The sequence below is a fragment of the Lysobacter sp. 5GHs7-4 genome, assembly GCF_021284765.1.
In the GTDB taxonomy this organism is placed as follows: Bacteria; Pseudomonadota; Gammaproteobacteria; order Xanthomonadales; family Xanthomonadaceae; genus Lysobacter.
Genome location: NZ_CP089924.1, coordinates 1,166,686 through 1,191,185 on the forward strand (window position 1 = coordinate 1,166,686; position 24,500 = coordinate 1,191,185).

A 24,500-nucleotide genomic window follows, 5' to 3' on the forward strand; every position below is an offset into this window, starting at 1 on the left:
GGCTTGTCAACCGTTTCATCCAAAACTTTCATGACCAATCGGCATAAGCCGTGACGGCGGTCGCGTCCGGGCCGGTCGCCGGCCCGCGCTGGCTGTCGATGCGAGGGCGTTGCGCGCGCGCTCACACCGGCAGCGCGTAACTTTGCTTGACGACCTCGCTGGGCAGATCGGTTTTCACGTTCTGGATGCCGTTGTCGCGGGTCAGGTGACGGGTCTGGAAGCGGCGGTAGTCGGCCAGGTCTTCCACCACCACGCGCAGCAGCGCGTCGCAGTCGCCGAGCATGATGTAGCACTCCATCACCTGCGGCAGTCGCTTCATCGCGGCGATGAAGCGCTCGATGGTGTCGGCGTCCTGCGCGGTCAGCCAGACCCGGGTGAACAAGGTGGTGCCGATGCCGACCTGGGCGGCGCTGACCACGGCCACGTAGCGCTCGATCACCCCGGCCTCTTCCAACAGGCGCACGCGGCGCAGGCAGGGCGAGGGCGACAGCCCCACTTCCTGGGCCAGCTCGTTGTTCTGCAGGCGGCCGTCGCGCTGCAGGGCGCGCAGGATGCGGCGGTCGATCTCGTCGAGTTTGGCTGGCATGAATTTCACTCTATTCGATCAAGATTGGCAGTTAATGCCAATTTATAAGGTATCGCGGCAATAATCGCAAGCCTATGCCGCGCGTGGCCGCTTACGCTTTCGGGCATGGACATCACCGCCCTGCTGCTGTTCGCCGCCACCGTCCTGCCGCTGATCTGCACGCCAGGGCCGGACATGCTGTTCATCGCCTCGCAGGCGCTCAACGGCGGCGCGTCCGCCGGTTTGCGCGCGACCTTGGGCGTGTGCGCCGGCTATGGCGTGCATTCGGCGCTGGTCGCGTTGGGTCTGGCCGCGCTGATCGCCGCCTCGCCGTGGTGCTTCGCCGTCTTGCGCTGGGCCGGGGTGGCCTATCTGGCGTATCTGGCCTTGCGTTTGCTGCGCTCGGCGCTGAAACCCGGCGCGATCGAACTGCGCGCGGTCCGCGCGGCCGCGTTCCGTCGCGGCTTTCTCACCGCGGTGTTGAACCCCAAGGGCATGCTGGTCTACTTCGCGGTGCTGCCGCAGTTCATGCACGGCGATGGGCCGGCCGCGCTGCAAGCCATGGCGCTGTCGGGCGTGTTCGTGGTCTTGTGCGGCCTGGTCTATACGGTGCTGAGTTTGGTCCTGGCGCGCACGGGCGCACGCGCGCAAGGCTTCAGCGATCGACGCCGGCGCTGGGTGGACGGTGTGTCCGGCGGCTTGGTCGGCGTGGCGGCGGGGGTGTTGGCGATCGGCTAGACCGCATCGTCGCGTGCGAGCCGCAAATCGGGCGTCGCGTCCTGCTCTTCGCGCCGGATCGCCGAAATGGCATCGCGAGCCCGCCTGGGCCGTCGCAATCCAGGCCATGCCAGCCGTGTGCGCTTAACCGATGCGTTCAATCGAGTACATCCGTCGCCGATCCGTGAGCGCATCATCGGCACTCGCGCCTGGGTGCGCCGTACAATGACGTTCGCCCACAGGTTCATGGCCGGCGCGCGGCGCGCATCGGCCCGAGTACGACGACCCCACCGCATGCCGCAACTTTCAGTGCCCACCGAAGCGGTCCTCAAGCGGGCCATCGATCTTATCGGCCAGGACGGTCTCAGCGACGACGATATCCAGCAGCGCATCACGGCGCTGGTGGACGAGCCCGTGCTCGCCCAGCGCCTGATCGCGTGGCTGCCGGAGGCGTTCGGGCTAGTGCTGATTTCCGGCATGGACGGCGTCGATCCGCCCGCCGCCTTCACCGCGCGCGACCGCCGCGGACGTTGGCGCGAGTTCGCCTTCGACGCCGAGCCGCTGCTGCCGATGGCGCTGGTGCTGGCCAACGAGATGTTTATCGCCGGCCCGCGCTACAGCTTCGGCCGCATCGCCCAGCGCAGTGCGATGGTCGCCGCGGTGAGTCAGGTGCTGCAGCAGGATGGCAGCGTGTTCGGCGCCCGGATTTCCGGGCCTGCGATCGCGGGCGTGCAGGCGGAGGTCTACAGCGCCGGAGCGGGGGCGTAACGCGATTGGTCGGTGCATGCGTCGGTCGACACGCGGCCAGGCATTCCATAGGGAGCGGCATGGAATTCATCTGTCGCTTTCACGACGCCGATACGTGGCAACGCGTGCGCGGTCCGCTGCGCTCCGAAGGCATTCCCAACCGCGCTGCGCAAGTCGCTGCTGCCTGCACGACGGCACCTGTGCGCTGAGAACCGGCCGCGTCCGGCTTGCCCCACGGCAGCGCGTGGCCGTGAGCCGTGGATGAGACTGCGATGTCCAGACGGCCCGGTTCGGCTGCCAGGCGGCCGCCGGGCCGTGCCATGACTGGGGTACTGTCCGCCTTTCAGCCACGGGGGGTGTGCCATGAAAGGATGGGTGTGGGTGCTTGTGGGTGCCTTGGGGATGGCGACGGCGGGCACGGCGCGAGCCGCCGATCCTGAGGCTTTGTACCGACTGACCCATCCGCGTTCGTGCCCGGCCTGCGACTTGAGCCAGGCGGAGCTGGCCGAGGGCATCGACCTCAGCGGTTACGACTTGAGCCGGTCGCGGTTTACCGGCGCGAAACTGCGCGGCGCGAACCTGCAATCGGCGGTGCTCACGGGCGTGGACTTGAACGGCGCCGATCTGAGCGGCAGCAATTCGCGCTCGGCGCGCTGGGACGGCGCCCAGGTACGTGGGGTCGATCTGAGCCGGGCGCAGTGGGATGCGGACTTCAGCGGCTTCGACCTCAGCGCCGCGCGCTTCAAGGATGTCCAGCTGACCGGAAACCGCTTCGTTGGCGCAACCTTGCGGGACACCGATTGGCGCGGATCGACGCTCGTGCGCCTGGACTGGGCGCGTTCGGATCTGCGTGGCGCGGACTTCACCGGCGTGCGCGTGCAACAAGGCAGCTTCGCCGGCGCCAACGCCGGCGGGGTGAAGTTCACCGGACTGCAGGGGCAGCAACGCGCGGTGACCGAACAAATCGATTTCGGCGGGGCGAATCTGCTCGATGCCGATTTCACCGGCGCCACCTGCGGCGGCAAGGGCTTCCGCCTGTGCGCGCGCTCCGATGCCGCAACCACCTGCCCGGCCGGCAACAAGGGGCCGTGCGCGGACTACGCGTCGGCGCACATCGCGCGCAACAAGCAGACGCTGATCGACACCAACCAATGCCGCGGCTGCGATTTGCGCGGAACGACCCTGGACAGCAAGGGCGGTGCGCGCGTGGCGTTGGACGGCGCCGACCTGCGGCATGCCTCGCTGTATCGGTTCAATGCGCCCGACGGCAGTTTGAATCAGGTCAAGCTGCAGGGCGCCGACGTGGTGGGCGACTACTCGCGCGCCAAGCTGGAAGGCGCCGACCTGCGCGCCGACCGACTGATGGGCACCTTCGTCGAGGCGCAGATGACCGGCGCGGACCTGAGCGGCGCGGACATCCAGATGTCGGACTACCGTCGCGCGGTGCTGGTCAACGCCAAATTGATCAACACCCTGGTCTACGGCACCGACTTGCGCGGCGCCAACCTGACCGGCGCCGACGTCAGCGGCCTGCGTTACGGCCACACCGCCAAGACCGATGCCAGCACCACGTGCCCGAACGGACGACCGGGTCCCTGCAGCTGGTGACGCTGCGCGGGCGCGCCGTGTTGGCGCGCCCGGCCGCCGCGCGTAAGCTCGCGATGCCGCGCGACCCGGCGACGACCGCCGCCGCGCGCCCCCACTTTTCACGAGAGCCGACATGAAACGCACGCATCTGTCTTTGTTGATCGTCGCCGCGCTGGCGGCTGCGACGTTACCGGCGTGTTCCAAGCCCGAATCCGCGGCGAACACCGCGCCGGCCGCCGCGCCGCAAGCGTCCGCCGAACCCGCGACACCGGCGCCTGCCGCCGCCGAGGTGCATCGCTTCAAGATCGGCGCGCTCGATGCCGTCGCGCTGAAGGACGGCGACATCGACGTGGTCAACGATGAAAAGACCTTCGCGATCGGTCAGTCCGCGCAGGACGTAGACGCGCTGCTGAGCGCGGCCGGGCAGCCGACCGACGTGCTGCACTTGAGCATGCAACCGCTGTTGGTGCGCAGCGGCGCGAAGGTGCTGCTGTTCGACACCGGCGCGGCGGACGCGTCGTTCGCGCGCGGCGGGCGCTTACCGGCGTCGCTGCGCGAGGCCGGGGTGGAGCCTTCGCAGGTCACCGACATCTTCATTTCGCACCAGCATCAGGACCACGTCGGCGGCCTGCTGACGCGCGAGGGCAAGCTGGCGTTCCCGAATGCGACCGTGCACCTGTCGGCGCCGGAATGGGACAGCCTCAAGGGCGACCAGGGCGCGGCCGCGCTGGTCGCCGCGATAACGCCCAAAGTCGCCGCGTTCGAACCCGGTGCGCAGCTCATTCCGGGCGTGGTCACCGCGGTCGCCGTGGACGGCCACACGCCGGGCCACAGCGCCTACGAAATCGCCTCGGGCGATCAGCGCCTGCTGTACATCGGCGATACCGCGCACCATTTCGTGATCTCGGTGCAGCGCCCTGAGTGGACCGTGCAGTACGACGGCGACGCGCCGCTGGCGCAGACCAGCCGTCGCGCGCTGCTGCAGCGCGCCGCGGACGGCAAGCTGCGCGTCTACGCGGTGCATTTCCCGTTCCCGGGCCTGGGCCATGTGCAGGCGAAGGGCGAGGGCTTCGAATGGGTGCCCGAGCGCTGATCGCGGCGCGCTAGCTCCGCTGATGGCATGGGTGGGCGTACCACCCGTGCCGATGCCGACGGCGCGGCGCGCGATGCGGTCCGCAACCGTCGCCGCACCGCTGGCCGCGCGGCGACGGCTCAGTACAAGTCGCCGCGCTTGCGTTTGGGATAGCTGCCGTCGGCCTTGGCCTGGGCGATCACGCGCTGCGCGTACTCCAGCGCGACCTTGCTCAGTTCGGAATCCTGTTCGTACAGGGCTAGCCGTTCCGGCGAGGGCGTCAGCGCATCGTCCGCAGGCTCGTTCTCCGGCTGGGCCTGCGCCTGCGCCGTCGCGCGCTGCGTATCCGCCTCCCGCTCGCGGATACGCCGCGCATCGCCGCACAAGGCTTCCTCATCGCTGAGGTCGTAGCGCAGCGCGTCGGTCGCCTGTGCGTCGAACCTGGCGCAGGCGGTCTGGTACGCCGCCGCATCCGCGGCCAGACGCTGCGCCGCGATCTTCGCCAGATCGCTGCGGCGCCGCGAGCAGGCCAGGCTGACATGGATCTTGAGACTCTTATCGTTGCTGGCGCAGCTGCGGTCCAGCGCCACCGGATCGGCCAGCAGCCGCTCGATGGACCGTTCCAGCCGCTGCTGTTCGGCCATCGAACAGGCCAGATCGGCGTAGCCGGCGCGGTCCGGCGGAATCTTGCCGTCCTGACACACCACGGCGTAGCCGGTGTCGTCCTCGACCAGCAGACGCGTCAAGGCCGATTCCAGCGCGCTCTGATAGGCGTAGCACGCGAAACGTAAGGGGCCTGCACGCTCCTGCGCCGAGGTCGCCTCGCAGTCGGCGGCGACCTGCCGTGCCTGCCGCAGCAGCAATTGCTCGGCCGATTCTTCGTCGCGCGCGTTCTGCGCGAATTCGCAGGCTTGCGCCAATCCCGGGCTGCGTTGTGCCGCGGCCACGCGCGCGCACTGGCGATCGAGTTCTTCGGGTTGTTCGCGCAGCCGCGCGGCTTCTTCGTAGGCGTCGCTACGCGACTGTCGGTCGCGCGCGCGCCGATCGCAGGCCGCCTGCGCGTGCCGGCTCTTGGGCCCGTAAGGCGGTTGCAGCTCGTCGCTGTTGCAGACGCGGTCGGCCCACTTCTGCGACGACAGATCGACCGGGAAACGATCGTCGTCGCCGTGCGCGATGACCTCGCGCAGGCCCGCGACGGTGGACTGCAGCGCCTGTTGGGCCTCCGGATCCTTGAGGTCGGCATCGGCGGGGACGGCGGCCAGGATCGCGTCCAGTCGCGCATCGGCTTCGGCGAAACGGCCCAGTTCGCGCGAGGCGTTCGCCACCCGGACGCGCGCCGCCAGCTTGTCCGCCTCCGGCGTCGGAATCTCGTCGACCAGCTTCGGGCCTTCGTCGGCGATGCGGGCCACCAGGCGCCGGCGCTCGCCCGCGTCGGTGGCCGACCAACTGGCGCGCATCAGCAACTGCAGCCGCGTCCACGCGGGCAGGCCCAGTTGCGCCGCCAGCCAATGCGCGCGCTCGTGCCGGCTGCGGCCGCGCAGTTGGCGGTACTCGTCGCTTGCCAGCAGGGCGGGCAGGCGCGCCACCTGTTCGGGCGTGTAGTCGAGGTAGGCCAGGCCGCCTTTTGGGCCTTCGCGTTCGTAGTCTGGTATCAGCGGCAGGCCGTTGTCCGGGCATTGCGGAATCTGCACATCGATCTGGGTGTCGCCGAGCCAGCTGCCGTCGACGAATTGGACCAGCGCCAACGACGGGTAGCCGACGTCCGCCGAAAACCTGGCGCCGCCGAGCGGGCAGACGAACTCGCGCACGTCGAATTGGACGGCGTCGTCGCGCGTTGCGGCATGGACGGCGGGCGCCAGCAGGGCGGCGATCAAGGCGATGGCGATGGGCGCGCAGCGCGACAACGTAGGCTTCACTCGGGCTCCGGGATCGGACGTGGCCCCGGCGGAGCGCGCGGTGCGGCCTCCGGGCCGGGGCAGGGCGCAGCGAGGTTAGCACCCGTTCCGCGCCCGCGAGCGCCGCCGCGCGCCGATGCGCCGAGCCCTGCCCTAGTCGCTTTCCGCCGCCGCCGTGGCCGGCCCGTGCCCTTGCGCCGTAGCCTTGCGCGACGTCGCCAGGAACGAGCCCAGCAGGACCAGCGCGAAGCCCACCGCCATGCCTGCCGTCAGCGGCTCGTTCAACAGGCTTACGCCCAACAGCAGCGCGACCAGCGGATTGACGTAGGTGATCACGGTCGCGCGGGTGGGGCCGACTTCGGCGATCAGCGCGAAGAACAGCAGGAAGGCCAGCGCCGTGCACACCACGCCCAAGGTCAGCACGGCACCGGCGGCTTGCGCGCTGACGTGGGACGGCCAGGCCGGCACGGCGAACGGGATGTACAGCAGCGTCGCCAGTGCCAGCGAAGCCGCGATCACGCCCAAGGGCGGCACGCCGGACAGGGAACGGCTGATCACGATCGGTCCCAGCGCGTAACCCAGCGCCGTGGTCAGCGCCGCGGCCACGGCCCAGCCGTGGCTGATGTCGATGTCCAGGCCGACCAGGGCCACCACGCCGCCCAATCCGACCGCCAGTCCCAGGGCGCGGCGCCCGTCCAGCGCCTCGCGTCCGCTCGCGGCCATCAGCCCGGCGGTGATCACCGGCACCAGGGCGATCAGCAGGCCAGCGGTGGAACTGTTGATGCGCGTTTCGGCGTAGCCCAGCAGCCACCACGGCACGCTGATCTCGACCAGGGTGAACAGCAGCAGCGGCCGCCAGTGGCGCAGCGCCGCGCGCAGTTCGCCGCGCATCATCGCCACCGGCAGCAACAGCAAGGCGCCGATCGCGGTGCGCGCGAAGGCGACGAACACCGGCGGTATGTCGGCCACCGCGATCCGGATCAGCAGATAGGGAATGCCCCAGATCAGGCCCAGCGCCAGGAACAGCCACCAGCCGCGCCGGCTCATGCGCGCCTCCGCGCGAGCACGGCGCGCCAGGGGCCGGAGTCGAACTCCTGTTCCAGGTCCCACTCCACCGCGAAGCCGGCCGCGCGCAGGCGGTCGTCCATGGCGCCGCTGGACCAGCGCACCACGCGGTAATCGCCGGAATCGGTTTTCTGCCAGTACTCGTCCTCGCCCAGCGGATACGACGCCAGCAGCAGGCCGTCGTCGTTGAGGGCGGCGGCGAACTTGCGCAGCACGGCATCCAGGTCTGCGCGCTCGAAATGCTGCAGCACGCACAGCATCGCGATGCCGTCGTAGCGTCCGGCGATCTCGTCGGTGAGCGCGTCCAGCAGCTGCGCCGCTTTGCCGCGCTGGATCTGGAAATCGACGAAGGCGGCGGTGACGTCGGTGCGATGCACGCTCAGGCCGCGTTCCTCCAGAAAGTCGGCGTCCCAGCCCGGGCCGGAACCGATCTCCAGCACGCGCGCGCCGGCGGGCAGCTTGTCGACCAGGCATTGCAGCGATTCGGCCGCCCAGCCCGTCGGCGGCGGCACCTCGGCGGCGTAGGCGAGCGCGCAGTTCTCGTAGCCGGCGACGGTGCGGGCGTTGCTGGTCTTGCGCGATGGCATGGCGGTTCCTCGTGGTGCGGCATCAGACGGCCAAAGGTATCCACAACGACAGCCCGCCCAGGCCGGTGTCCGGATCGAACGTCGGTGCATGACGTTCGATGATGGGCGCGGCGGCCGGCGCCCAGCCGTGGCCGGGCAGGGCTTCGTTCCAGATCGCAGCATAAGTGTCGAATAGGGTGGAAACATGTGCGCGATGCTCGAATACGGCATAGCGGCGCGGCGGCAGTTCGATCCGCACCAGGCCATCGGGCAGGCGCCCGAACGCGGTCACCTCCGCGGCGCAGACGTAGTCGAACGCGCCGTCGTCGTCGGCCGGATAGTGCAGGCCGATCGGGATGCCGTCGCTGCGCTGCGGGATATGGCGGTACGGGCCGGCCATGAAGCTCTGCCACTGGATGGGTATGCCGATGACCTGGTCGTAGCCGTGCCGGCGCGACAGCCCCACCGCCTGCACGGCGGTCGCGTCGCTGAGCCAGGGCGGGGACAGCCGCGGCCGTTCGCGTGCGCGCAGGTCCAGCGGCGCGACCAGCGCCAGGCCTTCGGTGCTGGCGCGTTCGCGCACGCGCTCGGGCGGAACCTGGAACTGCTCGCGGAACGCGCGGGTGAAGGCTTCGTGCGAGCCGTAGCCGGCGTCCAGCGCCACGCTGAGGATGTCGGGCGCGCCTTGCGCCAGCATCCGCGCCGCGCAGGTCAGGCGCCGCGCGCGCAGGTACTTCATCAGCGGCCAGCCGGTGCTGGCGCCGAACGCGCTGGCCAGGTGCGAGCGCGAGACGCCGCAGGCCTCGGCCACGCCGGACAGGCTCAGGCCGCAGTCGGAGTTGCGTTCGATGACCCACAGCGCTTTGTCCACGATCGACATGCGGTGCTCTCGGTTGGCGGCCAGAGGCACCCTAACAAAGCCGGCGGCGGCGCCGTTTGATCGTTCGTACGGTCGCGCGAGTAACGTCCTGGCGCAGCCGCGTCGGTTGTCGAGTCGCGCCCGTCGCGCGCCCGTTGGCCTATCCGGCCCGCGCGCCGCGTTGGCCCCGTAGCGAGCCAACGGAGGGCGGGTCATGATCGTGTCGGTATTCAATCTCAGCCACGGCGCCATCAGCGACCTCCGGATGCAGGAAGTGATCCGGGCGATCAACGTCCAGATCGGGCGCGACTTCGAACCCTATTGGGGCTTCGGCGCGACGCTGCGGCTGGAAGGGCACACGGCCCGCCGCGGCAAGCGGCGCTTCCAGTTCGATCCGCTGGACATGCGCGGCGATGGCGTGCTGTACGTGCTGGACAAGTTCAACCCCGACCTGGCCGGCGCGCACGAGAGCGATTTCCGCGGCGTGCCGGCCGGCGTGGTGTACCTGGATCTGAGCAAGGGCCTGCAGGAGGACTGGACGGTCAGCCTGTCGCACGAAGCCTTGGAGATGATCGCCGACCCGCAGGTCAATCTGGTGGTGCAGGGGCCGCACCCGGACGGGCGCGATCGCGACGTGTTCCATTGGTTCGAGATGTGCGACGCGGTGCAGGCGCAGTCGTATGTTATCGACGGCATCGGCGTTGCGGATTTCGTGCTGCCCCTGTACTTCACGCCTTCGTCGGAACCGGGTTCGCGCAACAACTTCATGGGCGCGGTGCCGCAGGGCAAGCGCAACTACAGCCTGCCCTCGTTCGGCGTGGCGCCGGGCGGCTACATCGGCTACTTCGATCCCAAGCTCGCCGACAATCTCACTTTCGAACACGAAGGCGACGTGCTGGCGCGCAAGCGCCGCGCATTGAAGCAGGGCCGCACCGGGCGCCGCGCGCAGCGCATGGCCAAGAGCGCCAAGCTGGCGACGATACCCAAGGCGTGAACGTTCGCGAACGCAGCGGTCGCCCTGGCGGACGGCCGCTGCGATAAGGCGTGCCCGCTCGCGTCAGGCCGGCTGCTCCGATACCTGCGCCTGTTCGCGTTGCGCGCGCTGTTCGAGCTGACGCCGTTCCCAACCCGGCGCCTTGAAGTAGTGGTGCAGGTGGTGGTCCGCGCCCACCGCCACGCCGGCGCCCGACCACACCGCGTTGCCGGAGCCGTCGTTCAGGGTGACGCCGCAGACGTGGTAGCGGTCGGCGGCATCGATCTGCTGCAGCTCCACGGTGCCCACGATGCTCCAGTCGCCCGGCGCGATGCGCGACCACAGATGGTGGGCGCTGTCGATCGCGAACAGCGAGGCGTCGCTGCCGATGGCCACGTCCAGCATGGGCCCGGTGGTGGGCGAGGCGATCGCCTGCCAATCGCCGCCGTTGAAGAAGAACAGGCGGCCGCTGGCGTCCAGGCCGGCGATGTACTGCGCCGAGCCCACCGAGACCTTCTGCATCGTGCCGGGCACCGACAGCCAGGCACTGCCGTTGTAGCTCCACAGGCCCTGCGCACGGTCCACGGCCCACAAGGTGCCGTCCACGCCGGCGGACAGCGAGGCGAAATTGCTGCCCGCGATCTTCTGCCAGGTGCTGCCGCCCCATTGCAGGTATCGGCCCGTCTGGATGTCCAGCGCGAACATCTTGTGGGCGTCGATGGCGATGGTGTCGAGGGTGCGGTTCGGAAACGTCACCGTCTGCCAGGCCTGGAATCCGGCCAGGCGGCTGACCGGCTGGCCGTCGACCAGCAAGGTGCCGTCGGCGGCCACGCCGACGCAGGCGCAGGGGCCGGGGGTGTCGATGATCTGCCAGCCGCCGCCGCCGAGCACCCAGGCCGAACCGAAATCCCAGCCGTACACCAGGCCGCCGTTGCCGGCGACGATGCCGAACAGGTCGGGCGTGTCGTGGGCGACGACGCGCCAGGTGCCGCCGGCGTCCAGGTACAGCGTGCGGTTGTCGTGCGACTGCAGCCAGACCGTGCCGTCGGGCGCGATCGAAATCCATTGCGCTTCGGGCGCGCCGGGCACCGGCGCGAACGCGCTGCCGTTCCATTTGTAGGGTGCGCCCGGGCCGCCCCACCAGCCGCTGGTGTTGTCGATGGTCCAGACGTTGCCGCCGTCGCCCACCGCCACGAACAGGGCGTACGCGCCGCCGGTGGGCCGGTACTGCCATTCGCCGTTCGTCCACTGGTAGGTGCCGCCGCCGCCGTCCACGCCCCAGACGCTGCCGTCGGGGCTGGTGCTGGCATGCCAGATCGGCGCCCAGGGCGTGGGCTGGCTGGGCGTGTCGACCAGCTGGTAGACCTCGCCGGCGGCGCTGAGGCCGTAGACGGTGCTGGCATTGGCCACCGCGATGCAGGTCAGCGCCTGCGAGGTCTCGGACTGCACATAGGAATTGCCCAGATACCGCAGCGCCTGATGCGCGCCGTTCAAGGCCCAGAAGGAACCGTCGTTGCCGTTTGCCGCCATCAGGTAGTTCGCCATGCGCTACTCCGGAGTTGGGTGAAGGTGGGTGGGGGCAGGCGCTCGCTCGGCGTCGCGCTTACGGCGCCGCCCGGCCCGGGATGGGGCGGAGGGCGCCGAGGGCGTGGCGGTGTCGGGGGAATGGCATTCCATCACAAAATTTGTGCATTGAGTTCAAGCCTGGGCATGCCGGAAGGGGCCGCCCGTCGGCGGTCCGGCGGCGGCAGGTCGTCGTCGCGGTGCGAGATCTAGCGGTCGGCCGCGAGGACGCGGGCCGGCGTTGCCGGCTCAGCCGGCGCGCTTGCGGCAGTCGCGCAGGTGCAGGCGTTGGGCCTCAGCCAGTACAGTCGGGTTCGGCACCTGCGCGCCGGTGGTGTTCGACAGCCGGCCGTCGCGCCGCAACGCGGTCAGGAAGCCCAGGGTGTCGCGGGTGGCGAAATGGGTGGGGCCCAGGCGCTCTCGCTCGGACGCCAGCGCCTGGCCGAGGTAGGCCTGGGCCTGGGCGACGTCGCAGCGTTCGTAGGCGTACATCGCGCGATACAGCCAGGCGTCGTGCCGGAACAATTGCGCGAAGTAGGTGGTGTCGTCGCGATAGCGGTCGATGACGCGGCCGAACGCCTGGTCGGCTTCCGCGCGGTGCCCCTGCTGGTAGCGCAGCGCGATCCAGAAGATGTCGACGATGCCGCGATAGCTGTCCTGCGGCCCGAAGTAGCGCTGGCCCTGCGCGCGGCTGTCGCGCAGCAGGGCTTCGATGCGCGGCAGGTCGCCGGTCTCGCCGTGCAGTTGCAGCGAATGCGCCAGCAGCAGCGTTTCCCAGGGCGCGGGGATGCCGGCCTGGCGCTTGATCCGCAGGTTCTCCTCGAACAGCGCCTCGGCTTCCTTATGGTCGTCCGGCCGCAGGATGCTGGGCGACAGGTCGTGCAGGCGCGAGGCAAGCACCCGACGCACGTACAGCGTGGTTTCGTGCCGCGGGCCCAGGCTGGCTTCGCAGATGCGCAGCGCCTCGCGCAACGCCTGCACGTTGTCGCGCGATTCGCGCGCCATCACCGAGGTCATCATCACCAGCGACTGCGCGTACTCGGGATGGTCGCGGCCGTAGGCGGCCTCGATCAGGGCCTGGCCGGCCAGCATGTTCTTCTGCGCGTCGACCTTGTTGCTGTCCATCATGTGCTGGGCATAGCCGAGCAGGATCCAGGCCCGGCCGGTTTTGGGGTGGCGGTCGCCCAGGGTGGCGCGGCGGTCGCGCAGCAGGGTATGCGCCAGCGCCAGATCGGAACTGCGGCGATAGCGCGCCAGGATCGTCAGCCACTGCTCGCGCGCGTCGTCGGCGAGGATGGGATTGCCGTGCCCGGCCAGGACGATCGCGCGTTCCAGATCGGCCTGCGCATCGCGAAGCAGGAACATGCGCGCGCGATAACGGGCACGCAGCATCAGCAGCTGCGCTTGCAACTCGTCGTGCCCGGCGCCCAACGCCTGCGCTTGCGCCTGCGCCTGGTCCAGGCTGCGCAAGGCCGCCTGCGGGTCGCCCAGGCCCCACTGCGCCTGCGACAGCTCCACGCCGATCGTCGCGCTGGACTGTCGCGCCAGCGCATCGTCGCGCCCGGCCAATGCGGCCAGGCGGGCCCTGGCGAGTTGCGCGGCTTCGGCGTAGCGCGACTGCAGGTTCAGTAGCGACAAGCGCGTCGCGTAGACATAGCCCTGATCGTCGCTGTGGCCGTCCAGGCTCGCCGACGCCTCGTCGGCGAGGCGTTCGGCGTGCTGGTAGTCGCCGATCACGGCGTAGCTGCGCGCCAGCGTCGCCAGGCTTTGCGCGTGCAGCAGCGGATGCTGGCGCAGATCGAGCTTGCGCAAGTCGCTCTCGGTCCGGGTCAGCAGGTTTCGCGAAGAGAACGGCGTGGAGCCCAGGCCCGACAACGTGGCCGCGCCCAGCGTGGAGGCGAACAGATCGCTCACCGCGCGCACCGCCTGCGCCTCGCGCGCGGCCTGGCGGTGCTCGCGCCAGGACCAGCCCAGCCCCAGCGCCAACACCAGCACCAGCGCCAGGGCCAGCGCGCTGGCGCCGCGATGGCGGCGCAGCCGCAGGCGCATGCGCGTCGGCCAGCCCACCGGTCGGGCCTGCACGGGACGGTGTTCGCGCCAGCGCTGCAGGTCGTCGGCGTACGCGCTGGCGCTGGGATAGCGATCCTGCGGCTGCGCCGCCACGGCCTTGCGCGCGATCGCCGACAAGTCGCCGGACAGCGCGCGCGCCAGCGCCGCCACGCTGGCCTGGCCGCGTTCGAGCGCCACGCGCGGCGGCGCGGCCGCTTGCAGCAGCAAGCGCTCCATGGGCTCGGCCGGCCCGGCGGCGACGGCGGGCGTCAGCGCGCCCAGCGTGTGCAAGGGCGACGGCCATTGCGCGCTGAGCAGGCGATAGGTCAGCACGCCCAGCGCGTACAGATCGATCGTCGGTCCCGCGCGGCCGGGCTCGCGCGATTCCGGTGCGGCGTAGTCGGGCGTGAGCGCGACGCGCGACAGGCGATCGGTCTGCAGGGCGTTGAACGTGGCGGAGATGCCGAAGTCGACCAACTGCACGCGGCCGTCCGCGGTGACCAGCAGGTTGGAGGGCTTGATGTCGCCGTGCAGCAGGCCCTGCGCGTGGGCATGCGCCAGCGCCTGCGCGGCCTGGATCAGCAGGTCCACGCGTTGCGCCAGGCCGGCCTTGCGCGCATCGCACCAGCGGTCGATGGCAACGCCGTCGATGTAGCGCATGGCGAACCACGGCTGTCCATCGGCGGCGACGCCGCCGTCGACGATGCCGGCGATGCCGGGGTGGTCCAATCGCGCCAGATGGTTGCGTTCGTCGAAGAAGGCGGCGACGAGATCGGACGTGGCCAGTTCGGCGCGCACGCACTTGAGCGCGACGCGTTGCTGGTATTGGCCGTCGTCGCGATGGGCTTCGTAGACGGCGCCCATGCCGCCGGCCGCGATCAGGCGATCGATGCGCCACGCACCCAGGCGCTGGCCCAGGCGCGGATCGGGCGCGTCGGCGTCGGGCCAGCGATCGGGCGGCGGCTGCCGTTCGGCGAGCAGTTCCGCGGGCAGGCGTTCCAGCACGGTGCCGCGGTCGGTGTCGGCCTGCAGCAGCGCCAGCAGGGCGGCATGCGCGGGCGGGTCGTCGCGCGCCAGCGCCTCCAGCGCCCGTCCGCGTTGTTCGGCGGACAGCTCGATGTAGTCATCGAACAGCGCCAGCGCGCGTGCGGTCGGATCGTTCATGGGCCAGGGCTGGGCGCGCGGCTCAGTTGGCGGCGGCTTTGGGGTCGTCTCCCAAGGTGGCGGCGAGAAATGCGCGCGCCCTGCGCCAGTCGCGGCGCACGGTGCGCTCGGTCACGCCCAGCACCTGCGCGATCTCGGCTTCGTTCATGCCGGCGAAGTAGCGCATCTCCACCACCTGACCCAGGCGCGCGTCGATCGTCGCCAGATCGGTGAGCGCGCGGTCGATGGCCACCAGTTGATCGAGTTCGGGATCGTGCGAGGGTTCGGGCGCGTGTTCGATTTCGTCGGGGTGGAAATGCTCGGCGCGCTTGCTGGTCTGCAGGCGCCGCACCTCGTCCAGCACCGCGTAACGCATCGCGCGCGACAGCACGGCCAGCAGGTGCTGTCGGTTGTTGAGCGCGACCTCGTCCTGGTTCAAGCGCAGCCAGGTGCGGTTGATCAGCGAGGTCGGCGAACGTTCGCCGCCGCGCCAGCGCCGGCGCAGGTGCAGGCCGGCGACCTTGTGCAGTTCCTTGTAGAGCAGGGAGTAGACCCGGTCCCAGGCGCCGGACTGGCCGTTTTGCGCGGCCAGGATCAGCTGGGTGACCGATTCCATCGTATCGGGCGCGAACTCGAAACCCGCCGACGCGGGGTCGCGGATGTCGGCGGGCGAGAGCGGATCCTCGTGACTCATGTCCTATATTTTCTCCGTTTGGAGAATTTGCGCGTACTTATGTGATACGCCAAAGCCCGCGGACTGTCGAGGGCTGCCTGCGGGCCCATCCGCGCCTGATTCAGCTGGCGGCTCCGCCGGTGCCGGTCGCGGCCCGATCCGCGAATTTGCCGGCTCGCCGCGACGGCCTGCCTGCCATGCAAGTCAACGCGGGATTCGCCAGGCGACGGCCGTTGCGGCCTGTCGCCGCGAATTGTGTGCACTTCGATGCATTCGAGGCGCCCGTTATCAGGCTGAATCAAGCGGGGTTGTCTCATTCTTTAACTTTATTTTCGAATATAGATATGATTTTCTTAACGGGATTATAGCCGTGTCGGCCACGGCGACGCCGGCCTAGCCGGCGGAAGCCAGCAAGCGCTCGCGCAGCGCGGCGTAGTCGGCGCTCAGCGGCGATGCCGACGCCGGCAGCGCGAGGCTCTCGGCCAGCGCCCGCGGCGGCGGCACCGCATGGCCGACCAGTGGCTCGACGATGCTGTCGAACTTGGCCGGATGCGCGGTGGCGACCACCGCCCACGGCCGTCGGTCGCCTTGCGCGCGCAAGTCTTCGAGCAGGCGCAGGCCGGTGGCGGTGTGCGGACAGGGCACGATGCCGTGACGCTGCGGCGCGCGGCGGATGGTATCGGTGATGGCGTCGTCGTCGACGCTGCGGGCGTGGACGGCGGCGCGCAGCGACGCGTCGCCGTCGAACCAGTAACGCAGGCGCTCGTAGTTGCTGGGCGCGCCCACGTCCATGGCGTTGGCGAGCGTGGCGCGGGTGGGCTGCGGCGCGTAGTCGGCGCCGTCCAGATAGCGCGGCAAGGTGTCGTTGGCGTTGGTCGCCAGGCGGATCTCGCCGATCGGCAAGCCCATGCGCTGGGCGACCAGCGCCGCGCAGGCGTTGCCGAGGTTGCCGGTGGGGACGATGAAGTTGAGCGCGGTGCCGCTGCGCGCGTGGTGCTGCGCGGCGGCATGGGCGTAGTACGCGGCCTGCGGCAGCAGGCGGCCCAGGCTGATGCTGTTGGCCGAACTCAAGGGCACGGCGGCGCGCAGCGCCTGGTCGGACAGCGCCTGCTTGGCCAGACGTTGGCAGTCGTCGAAATCGCCGTCGACGCGGCAGGCCTGCACGTTGTCGCCCCAGCAGCCCAGGCCGTGCGCCTGACGCGGCGACACGCGGCCGTCGGGGTAGAGGATCAGCACGCGGAAGCCGGCGCGGCGATGGAACGCGGCCGCGACCGCGGCGCCGGTGTCGCCGGAGGTGGCGACCACGATGGTGGTCGGCGGCGCGTCCGGCGCGCGCAGCGCCGACAAGGCTCCGGCCAGGAAGCGCGCGGCGTAGTCCTTGAACGCGGCGGTGGGGCCGTGGAACAGCTCCAGCAGCAGGTCGTCGGGCTGCGACAGCGCGCGCAGCGGCGCGGCGAAGGCATAGGCGCTGCGGCACAGCTCGGGCAGGCGTTCGCGCAAGGCCGATCGCGCGAAGTAGGGCGCCAGCACGGCCTGCGCGGTGTCGGCTAAATCCTCGCGCGCAGGTTGCGGCGGCAGTGCGGGCAAGGATTCGGGAACGTAGAGACCGCCGTCGGGCGCCAGGCCGGCGGAGAGCGCGGCATCGATGGACGTGGCGGGGGTTTGGCCGCGGGTGCTGAGGAAGTTCATGGGCGGGCTCGGCGCATGGGGGACGAAGAGCAAATCCCCCTCGGTCCCCCTTTTTCAAAGGGGGAAGACCAGCGGGCGACTGCGCGGTTCGTGGCTTCGACGAAGGAAGACCAGCGGGCGACTACGTGGCTCGTGTCGGCGAAGGCAAGGCTTGGAGCGACGACGGCCATTGCCGTTCCCCCCTTTGAAAAAGGGTGAGAGCGTGCGCTTGCGAACCGCAGGTTCGCGCACGATCGAACGCCAGCAAGCTGTGCTTGCTGGCCGGACGGGCAGGGGGGATTTGCTTTCCGCTCGGCGCTACTCATCCAACACCTCCGCGCGCGGCCCCGCCACCGGCGTCACGTACGCGCGCGCGTCGTAGCCGGCGTCGGCGAAGGCCTGGCGCATCGCCGGCGCGGCGGCCTGCGCCTGCGCTTGCGATTCGAACCAGGCGAAGGTGCTGGGCCCGGCGCCGGAAATGCTGGCGCCCAGCGCGCCGCGATCGAGCGCGGCGGCCTTGACCGCGGCGAAGCCGGGAATCAGCGGCGCGCGACGCGGTTCCACCAGCAGATCGACCAGGCCCGCGCGCAGCAGGCTGGCGTCGCCGCGTTGCAGGCCGGTCAGGAACAGCGCCAGATGCGCGCTCTGTTCGACCACGGTGTGCAGCGGATACGGATCGGCGAGCACGGCGCGCGCGCGCCGCGTTTCCAGCACCTGGTCCGGGTGCACCACCACCGCATGCAGCCAGTCGGGCACGGACAGTGGAATCATGCGGTCGGCCGTGGCCATGACCACGCCGCCCAGCAGCATCGGCGCGACGTTGTCGCCATGGCGGCTGCCGCTGGACACCGATTCCCCATCCAGCGCGAATTCGTACAGCGCCTCGCGCGCCAGCGGCGTATCCAGCAGCGCATTCGCCGCGACCACCGCGGCCACGCAGGACGCGGCCGAGCCGCCCAGGCCGGAGCCCAGCGGAATGCCCTTCTCCAGTTCCAGCTCGAAACCGTGCGCCAGGCCGAGCTTGTCGCGCATCGCGATCAAGGCTTGTCCGGCGGTGTTGCGCGAGGCTTCCAGCGGCAGACTGTCGGCGCCCGGGGTGTCGCCGCGGATCGCGGCGATGCGCACCTGTGGATCGGCGATGCGCCGCACGACGGCGACGTCGCGCGGGCCTTCGATGGAATGGCCGAGCAGGTCGAAGCCCACCCCGATGTTGCCGACGCTGCCGGGCGCGAACGCGCGGACGCGTGTGGGACGGGTGTGGCTGGCTGCGCTCATGCGCGGGCTCCGAGGGTCTGCGCGATGGAAAGGATGTCGCCGAACACGCCGGCCGCGGTGACGTCCGGCCCCGCGCCGGGCCCTTGCACCACCAGCGGATTATCCGCGTAACGGCGGGTGCGGAACTGGATCAGGTTGTCGGTGAGCGCGCCATGCAGGGCCGCGTGCCCGGGCGGTGGCGAGACCACGCCGACGCTGGCGCGGCCGTCGCGGTCCAGGCGCGCGAGGTAGCGCAGGCCCAGGCCGGCCGCGCGCGCCTGGTCGAAACGTTGCTTCAGCGGCGCGTCCAGTTCCTGCAGGCGCGCCATGAACTCGTCCTTGGACACGTCGCGCAGCGCCTCGGGCACCAGGCTTTCGACCTCTACCTGCTCCAGCGATAGCGCGCGTCCGGCCTCGCGCGCCAGGATCACCAGCTTGCGCGCCACATCGGTGCCGGACAGGTCGTCGCGCGGATCGGGCTCGGTGTAGCCCAGGCGGTGCGCCTCGCGCACCAGTTCGGAGAACGCGGCGCTGCCGTCGTAACGGTTGAACAGCCAGGCCAGCGTGCCGGAGAGGATGCCTTCGACTTCGGTCAGTTCGTCGCCGGTATCCAGCAGCGAGCGCAGCGTCTGGATCACCGGCAACCCCGCGCCGACCGTGGCCTCGTAGCGAAACTTGCCGCCGCCGTGGCGGCTGGCGGCGCGAATCGCCTCGTAGCGCGGCAAGGGACCGGCGCCGGCCTGTTTGTTGGGCGTGACCACATGGATGCCCGCGGCCAGCCACTGCGGGTAGTAGGCGGCGATCGCGTCGCTGCCGCTGCAGTCGACGATCAACGCGTGCGGCAGGTGTTCGGCGCGCACGTGCGCGGCGAAACGTTCCAGATCGAGCGGCTCGCCGTCGGCCAGGGCCTCGATCGCGCTTTGCGGCGGCATCGCCTTGGGCGACAGGCGCATGCGCCGGCTGTCGGCGATCGCGCGCAGACGCAGTTCCAGCTTGGAGTCCGGCAGGTGTTCGGCGCTGAGTTGCGGTTGCGCCTGCGCCAATTGCGCGAGCAGGGCGCGGCCGACCTTGCCGGGACCGATCAGGCCCACCGACACGCACTGCGGCGACAGCCAGAACGCCGAATGCGCGGCGCGCAGCGCGCGGGTGGCGTCGCGCGCGCCGATCGCGACCGAGATGTTGCGTTCGCCCGCGCCCTGCGCGATCGCGCGCACGTTGACGCGCGCCTGCGCCAGCCCGCCGAGCAGGCGCGCGGCCACGCCGGGCGTGCCGACCATGCCGTCGCCGACCGCGGCCAGCACGCACACGTCCGTGGTGACGCCGACTTCCTGCGCCTGGCCGTCGGCCATGGCGTCGGCGAAGGCGGCGACGATCGCGGCGCGTCCGCGATCGGCCTGGTCGGCGCGCACCACGCAGCAGATCGAATGTTCGGAGGAGCCTTGCGAAATCATGATCACCGACACGCCGGCGCCGCGCAGCGCGCCGAACAGGCGTTCGGCGGTGCCGGGCACGCCGACCATGCCGTTGCCGATCAACTCCAGCACCGCCAGATCGTGAACCAGGCTGAGGCCCTTCACCGGCGCGCCGTCGGCCGAGGGCTGCGGCGTGATCAGGGTGCCGGGCGCGGCCGGGTTGCGCGCGTTGCGGATGCGCAGCGGGATGCCGCGCTGCTGCACCGGCGCCAGCGTCTGCGGATGCAGCACTTTGGCGCCGAAGTAGGCCAGCTCGCAGGCCTCGGCGTAGGACATCGCCGGCAGGCAGACCGCGTCGGGCACCAGGCGCGGATCGGCCGACAGCACGCCATCGACGTCGGTCCAGATGGTCAGCGCGTCGGCGCCGAACAGATGGGCGAAGATCGCCGCGGAGTAGTCGCTGCCGTTGCGGCCCAGCGTGGTCGCCTCGCCGTGCGCGTCGCGGGCGACGAAACCGGTGATGACGATGCGCTCGCCGGGATGGCGCGCGCGCCAATCGGCCAGGCGCGCGCGGCTGGCGTCCCAATCCACGCCCACGCCCATCTCGCCCGGATGCACGACCAGCACCTCGCGCGCATCCAGGCGCGACCAGCCGGCCGCGTCGCCGTCGAGTGCGGCGTGCAGCAGGTAGGACGACAGCACCTCGCCCAGGCCGGGCAGGGCGGCGGCGATGCGCTCGGCGCGATCGTCGGGCCATTGCCGCGCGGCCAGTCCATCCAGTTGCGCGCGCAGCGCGTCGAACTCGCGCTGCAGCGCATGGGCGACGGCGTGATGGCCATCGGGATCGAGATCGGCGGCGGCATCGAGATGGCGTTGGCGCAGCGCCGACAGCGCGGGCGCCCACTCGTCGCCGCGGCGCGCGGTCGCGGCCAGTTCGACCAGGGTGTCGGTCACGCCCTGCATCGCCGAAACCACGACCATGCGCGCGGCCGCGCCGTCGTCGATCAGCGGCGGCACCGCGCGATAACGGGCCGCGTCGGCGACGCTGCTGCCGCCGAACTTGTGCACGTGGATAACAGGTGGGACGGCTTGCGAGGGTGGCGCGGACGACATGGCGGGAGCTCCGTTGGGGGCTCCGCGTCGCGACTCGGGGGTGGCCGGCAGGCCGCACCCGGATCGGGTGCGGAGCGGCGTGTTTGGATCAGATGGACACGCCCGTCCGCACCACTGGGGTAGTGGTGGTACCGGTGGTGGTAATCGTCAGCGCGCGCGTCGCCATGCCCCGGCCTTGCGGCTGGGCGGCGGTGCGGGCGATGGCGAAGGCGGGGTGCATGGGCGACAGCAATAACCGAGGTTTGTGCGGTGCGTCAAGCGGGGCGTCGTACGTCACGTTTGCGTCGCTGCGCGATCGCGGCGCTCAGCGCGGCTTCTTCGCCTTCGGTGCGCGTTTCTTGGGCTTGGGCGCGGCCGGCGCCGGATCGCTCGCGCCCCAGGGCGGCGGCGGCGTCGCCAGCGGCCGGGTGAGATCGAACTCGACCCGAAACAGGCGGCCGGGCCGGGCCAGCTTGTAGACGAAGCGGCGGCCGCTATCGAGCTCGATCGTCCACACGTTCTGCACCGCCTCGGGCCGGCCCTGGCGCCGGAACAGCGAGCGCGATTCGGCGTCGGCCGGGAACTCGGCCTCGGCGTGGTCGGCGTCGATCTCGATGCGCGCGCTGTCGCCGCCGTAGCGGCTGAGCGGATCGGCGCTGCCGTCGGCGTTGCGGTGATCGTGCTTGAGGCGCAGGGCGTGGCCATGCGGGCTCAGCACCCAGGTGCGCGAGCGGTCGCTGCCGACGTGGAAGGGGATGCGGATCTCGCGCGGGCTGCATTCGCGCACATGCATCACCAGCGCCCGGCCGGAGTACGGATCGGCGGCGTTTTCCGGGATGTCGGCGACCACGCGCCCCAGGTAGGCCTTGCCGCACAGGCTGGCGACGCGCTGGAACAGGGCGTGGGCGTCGTCGGCGGCCACGGCCGGCGCGGGCGCGGCCTCGTCGCGGAACGGCCACATCGAGCAGGCGCCGGTGGCGAGCGCGAGGCCGAGCAGGGCGATCAGGCGTGGCGTGGGTCGGTTCATGCGGCCTGAGCGTGCGTGGTGACGATGTCGGCATCGTGGCATGCGGTGTCGCCGTGCCGATAGGTGGAAGAAATGCGGTTGAAGCGCACACCTTAGCCGCGCGATGTGAAGAAGAACGTCGGCCGGCGCGTGACCGGCGTCCGCACGCCGGGCAGGCGAATGCGAGCTCATGTCGAAATGGAATAACAGAACTGGAGAATTGGTCTCATTTGAAACTAAATGACCGGGCCTACGTCTCACGACAGCGCCGCCCGTGCGCGCCAGAGTTTTTTCGCTGGTCCTTCCTCAAGGGCGACGGATGCCAGCGAGTGGCGGGACGTTTAGCCGGACGTTACGGCTTGGCGCCGCGGCCCTACGGCTGGGGCAGGCGCACGCAGTTCGCCCATTCACCCTTTATGGAGCAAGGCAATGAAGGAGATGTCCAAGGCAAGAATGGCGCTGCTGGCTTGTTGCGTGGCGCTAGCGATCAGCTCGACGGCCACCGCGGCGGAACCCGCCGAGGGGCTCACGGGACGGGACCTGATCTACAGCTATGACGAGATGTTCGATTTCGACATCGACGCCTACCTGGCCAAGCGCGCGCCGCACCTGTCGCGTTACGGCGAGACCATTTCGCACTGGGCCGGCTACAGCGGCATCAGTCCGAAGGTGCTGATCGCGCTGATGGAGCAGCAAAGCGGCGTGGTCACGCGCCGGCGCGCGGCCAGCGACGGCATGAGCCGTCCGTTCGGCAAGCTCGCCAAGAGCCGCGACTTCAGCGCCCAGACCCGCGAAGTCGCGGTGGCGCTGCGCGAGGCGCTGTACGCGCAGGACGGGCCGAACGCCAAGGGACCGGTGTCGTTGTCGCGCATCAATCCGTTGCAGGCGCTGTTCCTGCGCTCGGGCGCCAGCGACGCCAACGCCGCGCTCAGCGGCGACGGCGAGTTCCAGCAGGTCTACGCCGGACTGTTCAACGAAACGCGCAAGGCCGCCGCGCCGTCGCCGCGTTTCGCCGCGCAGGCCGGTCCGGACGTGGGCGCGCTGGCAGGGCCGGCCAACGGCTTCCTGCAGTTCCCGTTCCCGCGTGGACAGCGCTGGCACGTGGGCGGCGCGCACACCAACACCGGCTCGGGCAACTACCCGATGTCGTCGCTGGACATGTCGATCGGCGGCGGCTGGGGCAGCAACCAAAGCAACACCTGGGTGTCCTCGTCGGCGGCCGGTTCGTTCAAGCGCCACTCGTCCTGCTTCGCCGAAGTGGTGCACAGCGGCGGCTGGTCAACGACCTACTACCACCTGATGAACATCCAGTACGGCACCGGCGCCAACGTGGCGGCCAACACGCGCATCGCCAATCCGGCCAATACCCAGAGCCAGGCGCTGTGCAACGGCGGCTCGTCGACCGGTCCGCACGAGCACTGGTCGCTGAAGTCCAACGGCAGCCACTACCACCTCAACCAGGTGTACCTGTCCGGCTTCCTGATCACCGCGACCGGCAGCAGTTACGACACCAACTGCAACCGCTTCTATCTGACCAAGAACGGCAGCAAGTACTGCTCGGGTTACTTCACCAACCCGTGATGCGGCAGCGGGCGCGCCGGCGCCCGCTGCGTCGAAGTTAGCGGCGCGCCCGGTCGATGCATTCGGCCGGGCGCGATCGCGCTCAACCGCCCCACGGCGGCGGAGGCGGCGCGACCGGCTGGCTGAGGTCGAATTCGACGCGGAACAAACGGCCGGGCCGCGCGAGCTCGTAGACGAAACGCCGTGCGTCGATTTCCACGGCCCATACGTTCGGCACCGACACCACGCGGCCTTGGGCGCGGAACATGTCCTGGCTGTAGGTGTCGGCGGGAAATTCGTAACGGCCCTTGGTTACGACCGCAACCGCATCCTTGCGTTGATCGCCGCCGTACATCGTCAGCGCGTCGGCGCTGCCGTCTTCGTGCCGATGATCGTGCTTGAGCCGCAGCCTGCCTTCGTGCGCGCTGAATACCCAGGTGCGCGAGCGGTCGTCGCCGACGTGGAAGGGCACGCGGATCTCGGTGAGGCCGCAGTCGCGCACGTGCATGACCAGGGTCTTGCCGGCGAAGGGATCGTCGGCGCTGGCGGGCGTGTCGGCGACGATGCGGCCGGCGTAGGCGCGGCCGCACAGCGGGCGCAGCTCGCGCAGGGGATCGGCCGCGAGCGGGGCCGCGCTGGCGGTGCCGGTATCGGCCGGTTTGACGGCGCCGCCGGTGCAGGCGGCTGCGGCGATGGCCAGTGTGGCGACGAACGCGGCCCGGGGCAGGGCGGCGCGGCTTAGGGGCGAGCGGGCAGGGGACGGGGTCATCGCCACACGCTAGCCGGCCCGGCGGCGGCCGGCAATGCGCGGTGGCCGCGTCGATCGGGCGCGCAGGTGCGCGCTGAAGGCGTTGCCCGGGCGGCGGATCGCGCGCCCGGGCCGCGCATTGGCGCCGCCCTGGTTTTCCATGTCTAATGCGCACTGAAGCGGGGGTACCGCGGCGCGTTCCGGCCGGCGGTTGAGACAGTCCCTTCGAACCTGATGCGGTTGAGACCGCCGTAGGGAAGCTTCGCCGGCCGCGCCATGCGGCCGC

At 70.5% G+C, this 24,500-nt stretch carries 19 protein-coding genes and 1 riboswitch; of the genes, 6 read left to right on the forward strand and 13 right to left on the reverse strand.

The window, feature by feature from the left end:
- Positions 1–121: 121 nt before the first annotated feature.
- Positions 122–586, reverse strand: a complete 465-nt coding sequence (locus LVB77_RS05050) for an Lrp/AsnC family transcriptional regulator (RefSeq protein ID WP_232909117.1) — start codon at positions 584–586, stop codon at positions 122–124.
- Between the two features lie 105 nt (positions 587–691).
- Here LVB77_RS05050 and LVB77_RS05055 point away from each other — a divergent pair, with 105 nt between their 5' ends.
- From LVB77_RS05055 to LVB77_RS05070, 4 genes are all read left to right on the forward strand, one after another.
- On the forward strand, positions 692–1,303 hold the full coding sequence (locus tag LVB77_RS05055) for a LysE family translocator (RefSeq protein WP_232909118.1): 612 nt from the start codon (positions 692–694) through the stop codon (positions 1,301–1,303).
- 66 nt (positions 1,304–1,369) lie between these two features.
- Complete coding sequence (locus LVB77_RS05060) at positions 1,370–2,050, forward strand: hypothetical protein (RefSeq protein ID WP_232909119.1); 681 nt, start codon at positions 1,370–1,372, stop codon at positions 2,048–2,050.
- Between the two features lie 465 nt (positions 2,051–2,515).
- Positions 2,516–3,637, forward strand: coding sequence for a pentapeptide repeat-containing protein (locus LVB77_RS05065; protein WP_232909120.1), 1,122 nt, complete (start codon positions 2,516–2,518; stop codon positions 3,635–3,637).
- A gap of 112 nt (positions 3,638–3,749) precedes the next feature.
- Entirely contained in the window at positions 3,750–4,709 is a 960-nt protein-coding gene (locus tag LVB77_RS05070) for an MBL fold metallo-hydrolase (protein ID WP_232909121.1), read from the forward strand.
- A gap of 119 nt (positions 4,710–4,828) precedes the next feature.
- Here the strand turns inward: LVB77_RS05070 and LVB77_RS05075 are convergent, their stop codons facing one another.
- From LVB77_RS05075 to LVB77_RS05090, 4 genes are all read right to left on the reverse strand, one after another.
- Positions 4,829–6,604 carry a hypothetical protein gene (locus LVB77_RS05075; protein WP_232909122.1) on the reverse strand — a complete coding sequence of 592 codons (1,776 nt, stop codon included), beginning with the start codon at positions 6,602–6,604 and terminating at the stop codon, positions 4,829–4,831.
- A gap of 132 nt (positions 6,605–6,736) precedes the next feature.
- Entirely contained in the window at positions 6,737–7,630 is an 894-nt protein-coding gene (locus LVB77_RS05080) for a DMT family transporter (protein WP_232909123.1), read from the reverse strand.
- The gene (locus LVB77_RS05085; RefSeq protein WP_232909124.1) at positions 7,627–8,235 is read right to left on the reverse strand and encodes a class I SAM-dependent methyltransferase; all 609 of its coding nucleotides are present in this window, start codon (positions 8,233–8,235) and stop codon (positions 7,627–7,629) included. Before LVB77_RS05085 ends, LVB77_RS05080 begins: the two co-directional genes overlap by 4 nt.
- A 22-nt stretch (positions 8,236–8,257) precedes the next feature.
- Positions 8,258–9,094: an AraC family transcriptional regulator gene (locus tag LVB77_RS05090; protein ID WP_232909125.1), complete on the reverse strand. Its 837-nt coding sequence runs from the start codon at positions 9,092–9,094 to the stop codon at positions 8,258–8,260.
- A gap of 193 nt (positions 9,095–9,287) precedes the next feature.
- Between LVB77_RS05090 and LVB77_RS05095 the strand changes: the two genes are divergently transcribed.
- Positions 9,288–10,067, forward strand: a complete 780-nt coding sequence (locus tag LVB77_RS05095; protein WP_232909126.1) for a hypothetical protein — start codon at positions 9,288–9,290, stop codon at positions 10,065–10,067.
- Between the two features lie 63 nt (positions 10,068–10,130).
- Here the strand turns inward: LVB77_RS05095 and LVB77_RS05100 are convergent, their stop codons facing one another.
- The 7 genes from LVB77_RS05100 to LVB77_RS05130 form a co-directional block, all read right to left on the reverse strand.
- Positions 10,131–11,591 (reverse strand): tectonin domain-containing protein, encoded by a 1,461-nt coding sequence (locus LVB77_RS05100; RefSeq protein ID WP_232909127.1) that lies wholly within the window; start codon positions 11,589–11,591, stop codon positions 10,131–10,133.
- A gap of 267 nt (positions 11,592–11,858) precedes the next feature.
- Entirely contained in the window at positions 11,859–14,822 is a 2,964-nt protein-coding gene (locus LVB77_RS05105) for a serine/threonine-protein kinase (RefSeq protein ID WP_232909128.1), read from the reverse strand.
- Positions 14,823–14,844: 22 nt separating this feature from the next.
- Complete coding sequence (locus LVB77_RS05110) at positions 14,845–15,495, reverse strand: ECF-type sigma factor (RefSeq protein WP_232909129.1); 651 nt, start codon at positions 15,493–15,495, stop codon at positions 14,845–14,847.
- 372 nt (positions 15,496–15,867) lie between these two features.
- A complete protein-coding gene (gene thrC, locus LVB77_RS05115; RefSeq protein ID WP_232909130.1) occupies positions 15,868–17,163 on the reverse strand; it encodes a threonine synthase in 1,296 nt (431 codons plus the stop codon).
- A gap of 297 nt (positions 17,164–17,460) precedes the next feature.
- A complete protein-coding gene (locus LVB77_RS05120) occupies positions 17,461–18,417 on the reverse strand; it encodes a homoserine kinase (protein WP_232909131.1) in 957 nt (318 codons plus the stop codon).
- On the reverse strand, positions 18,414–20,921 hold the full coding sequence (thrA, locus tag LVB77_RS05125) for a bifunctional aspartate kinase/homoserine dehydrogenase I (protein ID WP_232909132.1): 2,508 nt from the start codon (positions 20,919–20,921) through the stop codon (positions 18,414–18,416). Before thrA ends, LVB77_RS05120 begins: the two co-directional genes overlap by 4 nt.
- 304 nt (positions 20,922–21,225) lie before the next feature.
- On the reverse strand, positions 21,226–21,927 hold the full coding sequence (locus tag LVB77_RS05130) for a hypothetical protein (protein ID WP_232909133.1): 702 nt from the start codon (positions 21,925–21,927) through the stop codon (positions 21,226–21,228).
- Positions 21,928–22,335: 408 nt separating this feature from the next.
- On the opposite strand from LVB77_RS05130, the gene LVB77_RS05135 reads away from it, so the two are divergent.
- Entirely contained in the window at positions 22,336–23,487 is a 1,152-nt protein-coding gene (locus LVB77_RS05135) for a M23 family metallopeptidase (protein WP_232909134.1), read from the forward strand.
- Between the two features lie 82 nt (positions 23,488–23,569).
- Here the strand turns inward: LVB77_RS05135 and LVB77_RS05140 are convergent, their stop codons facing one another.
- Entirely contained in the window at positions 23,570–24,235 is a 666-nt protein-coding gene (locus LVB77_RS05140; protein ID WP_232909135.1) for a hypothetical protein, read from the reverse strand.
- Positions 24,236–24,385: 150 nt separating this feature from the next.
- Positions 24,386–24,490: riboswitch (TPP riboswitch) on the forward strand.
- Positions 24,491–24,500: the final 10 nt, after the last annotated feature.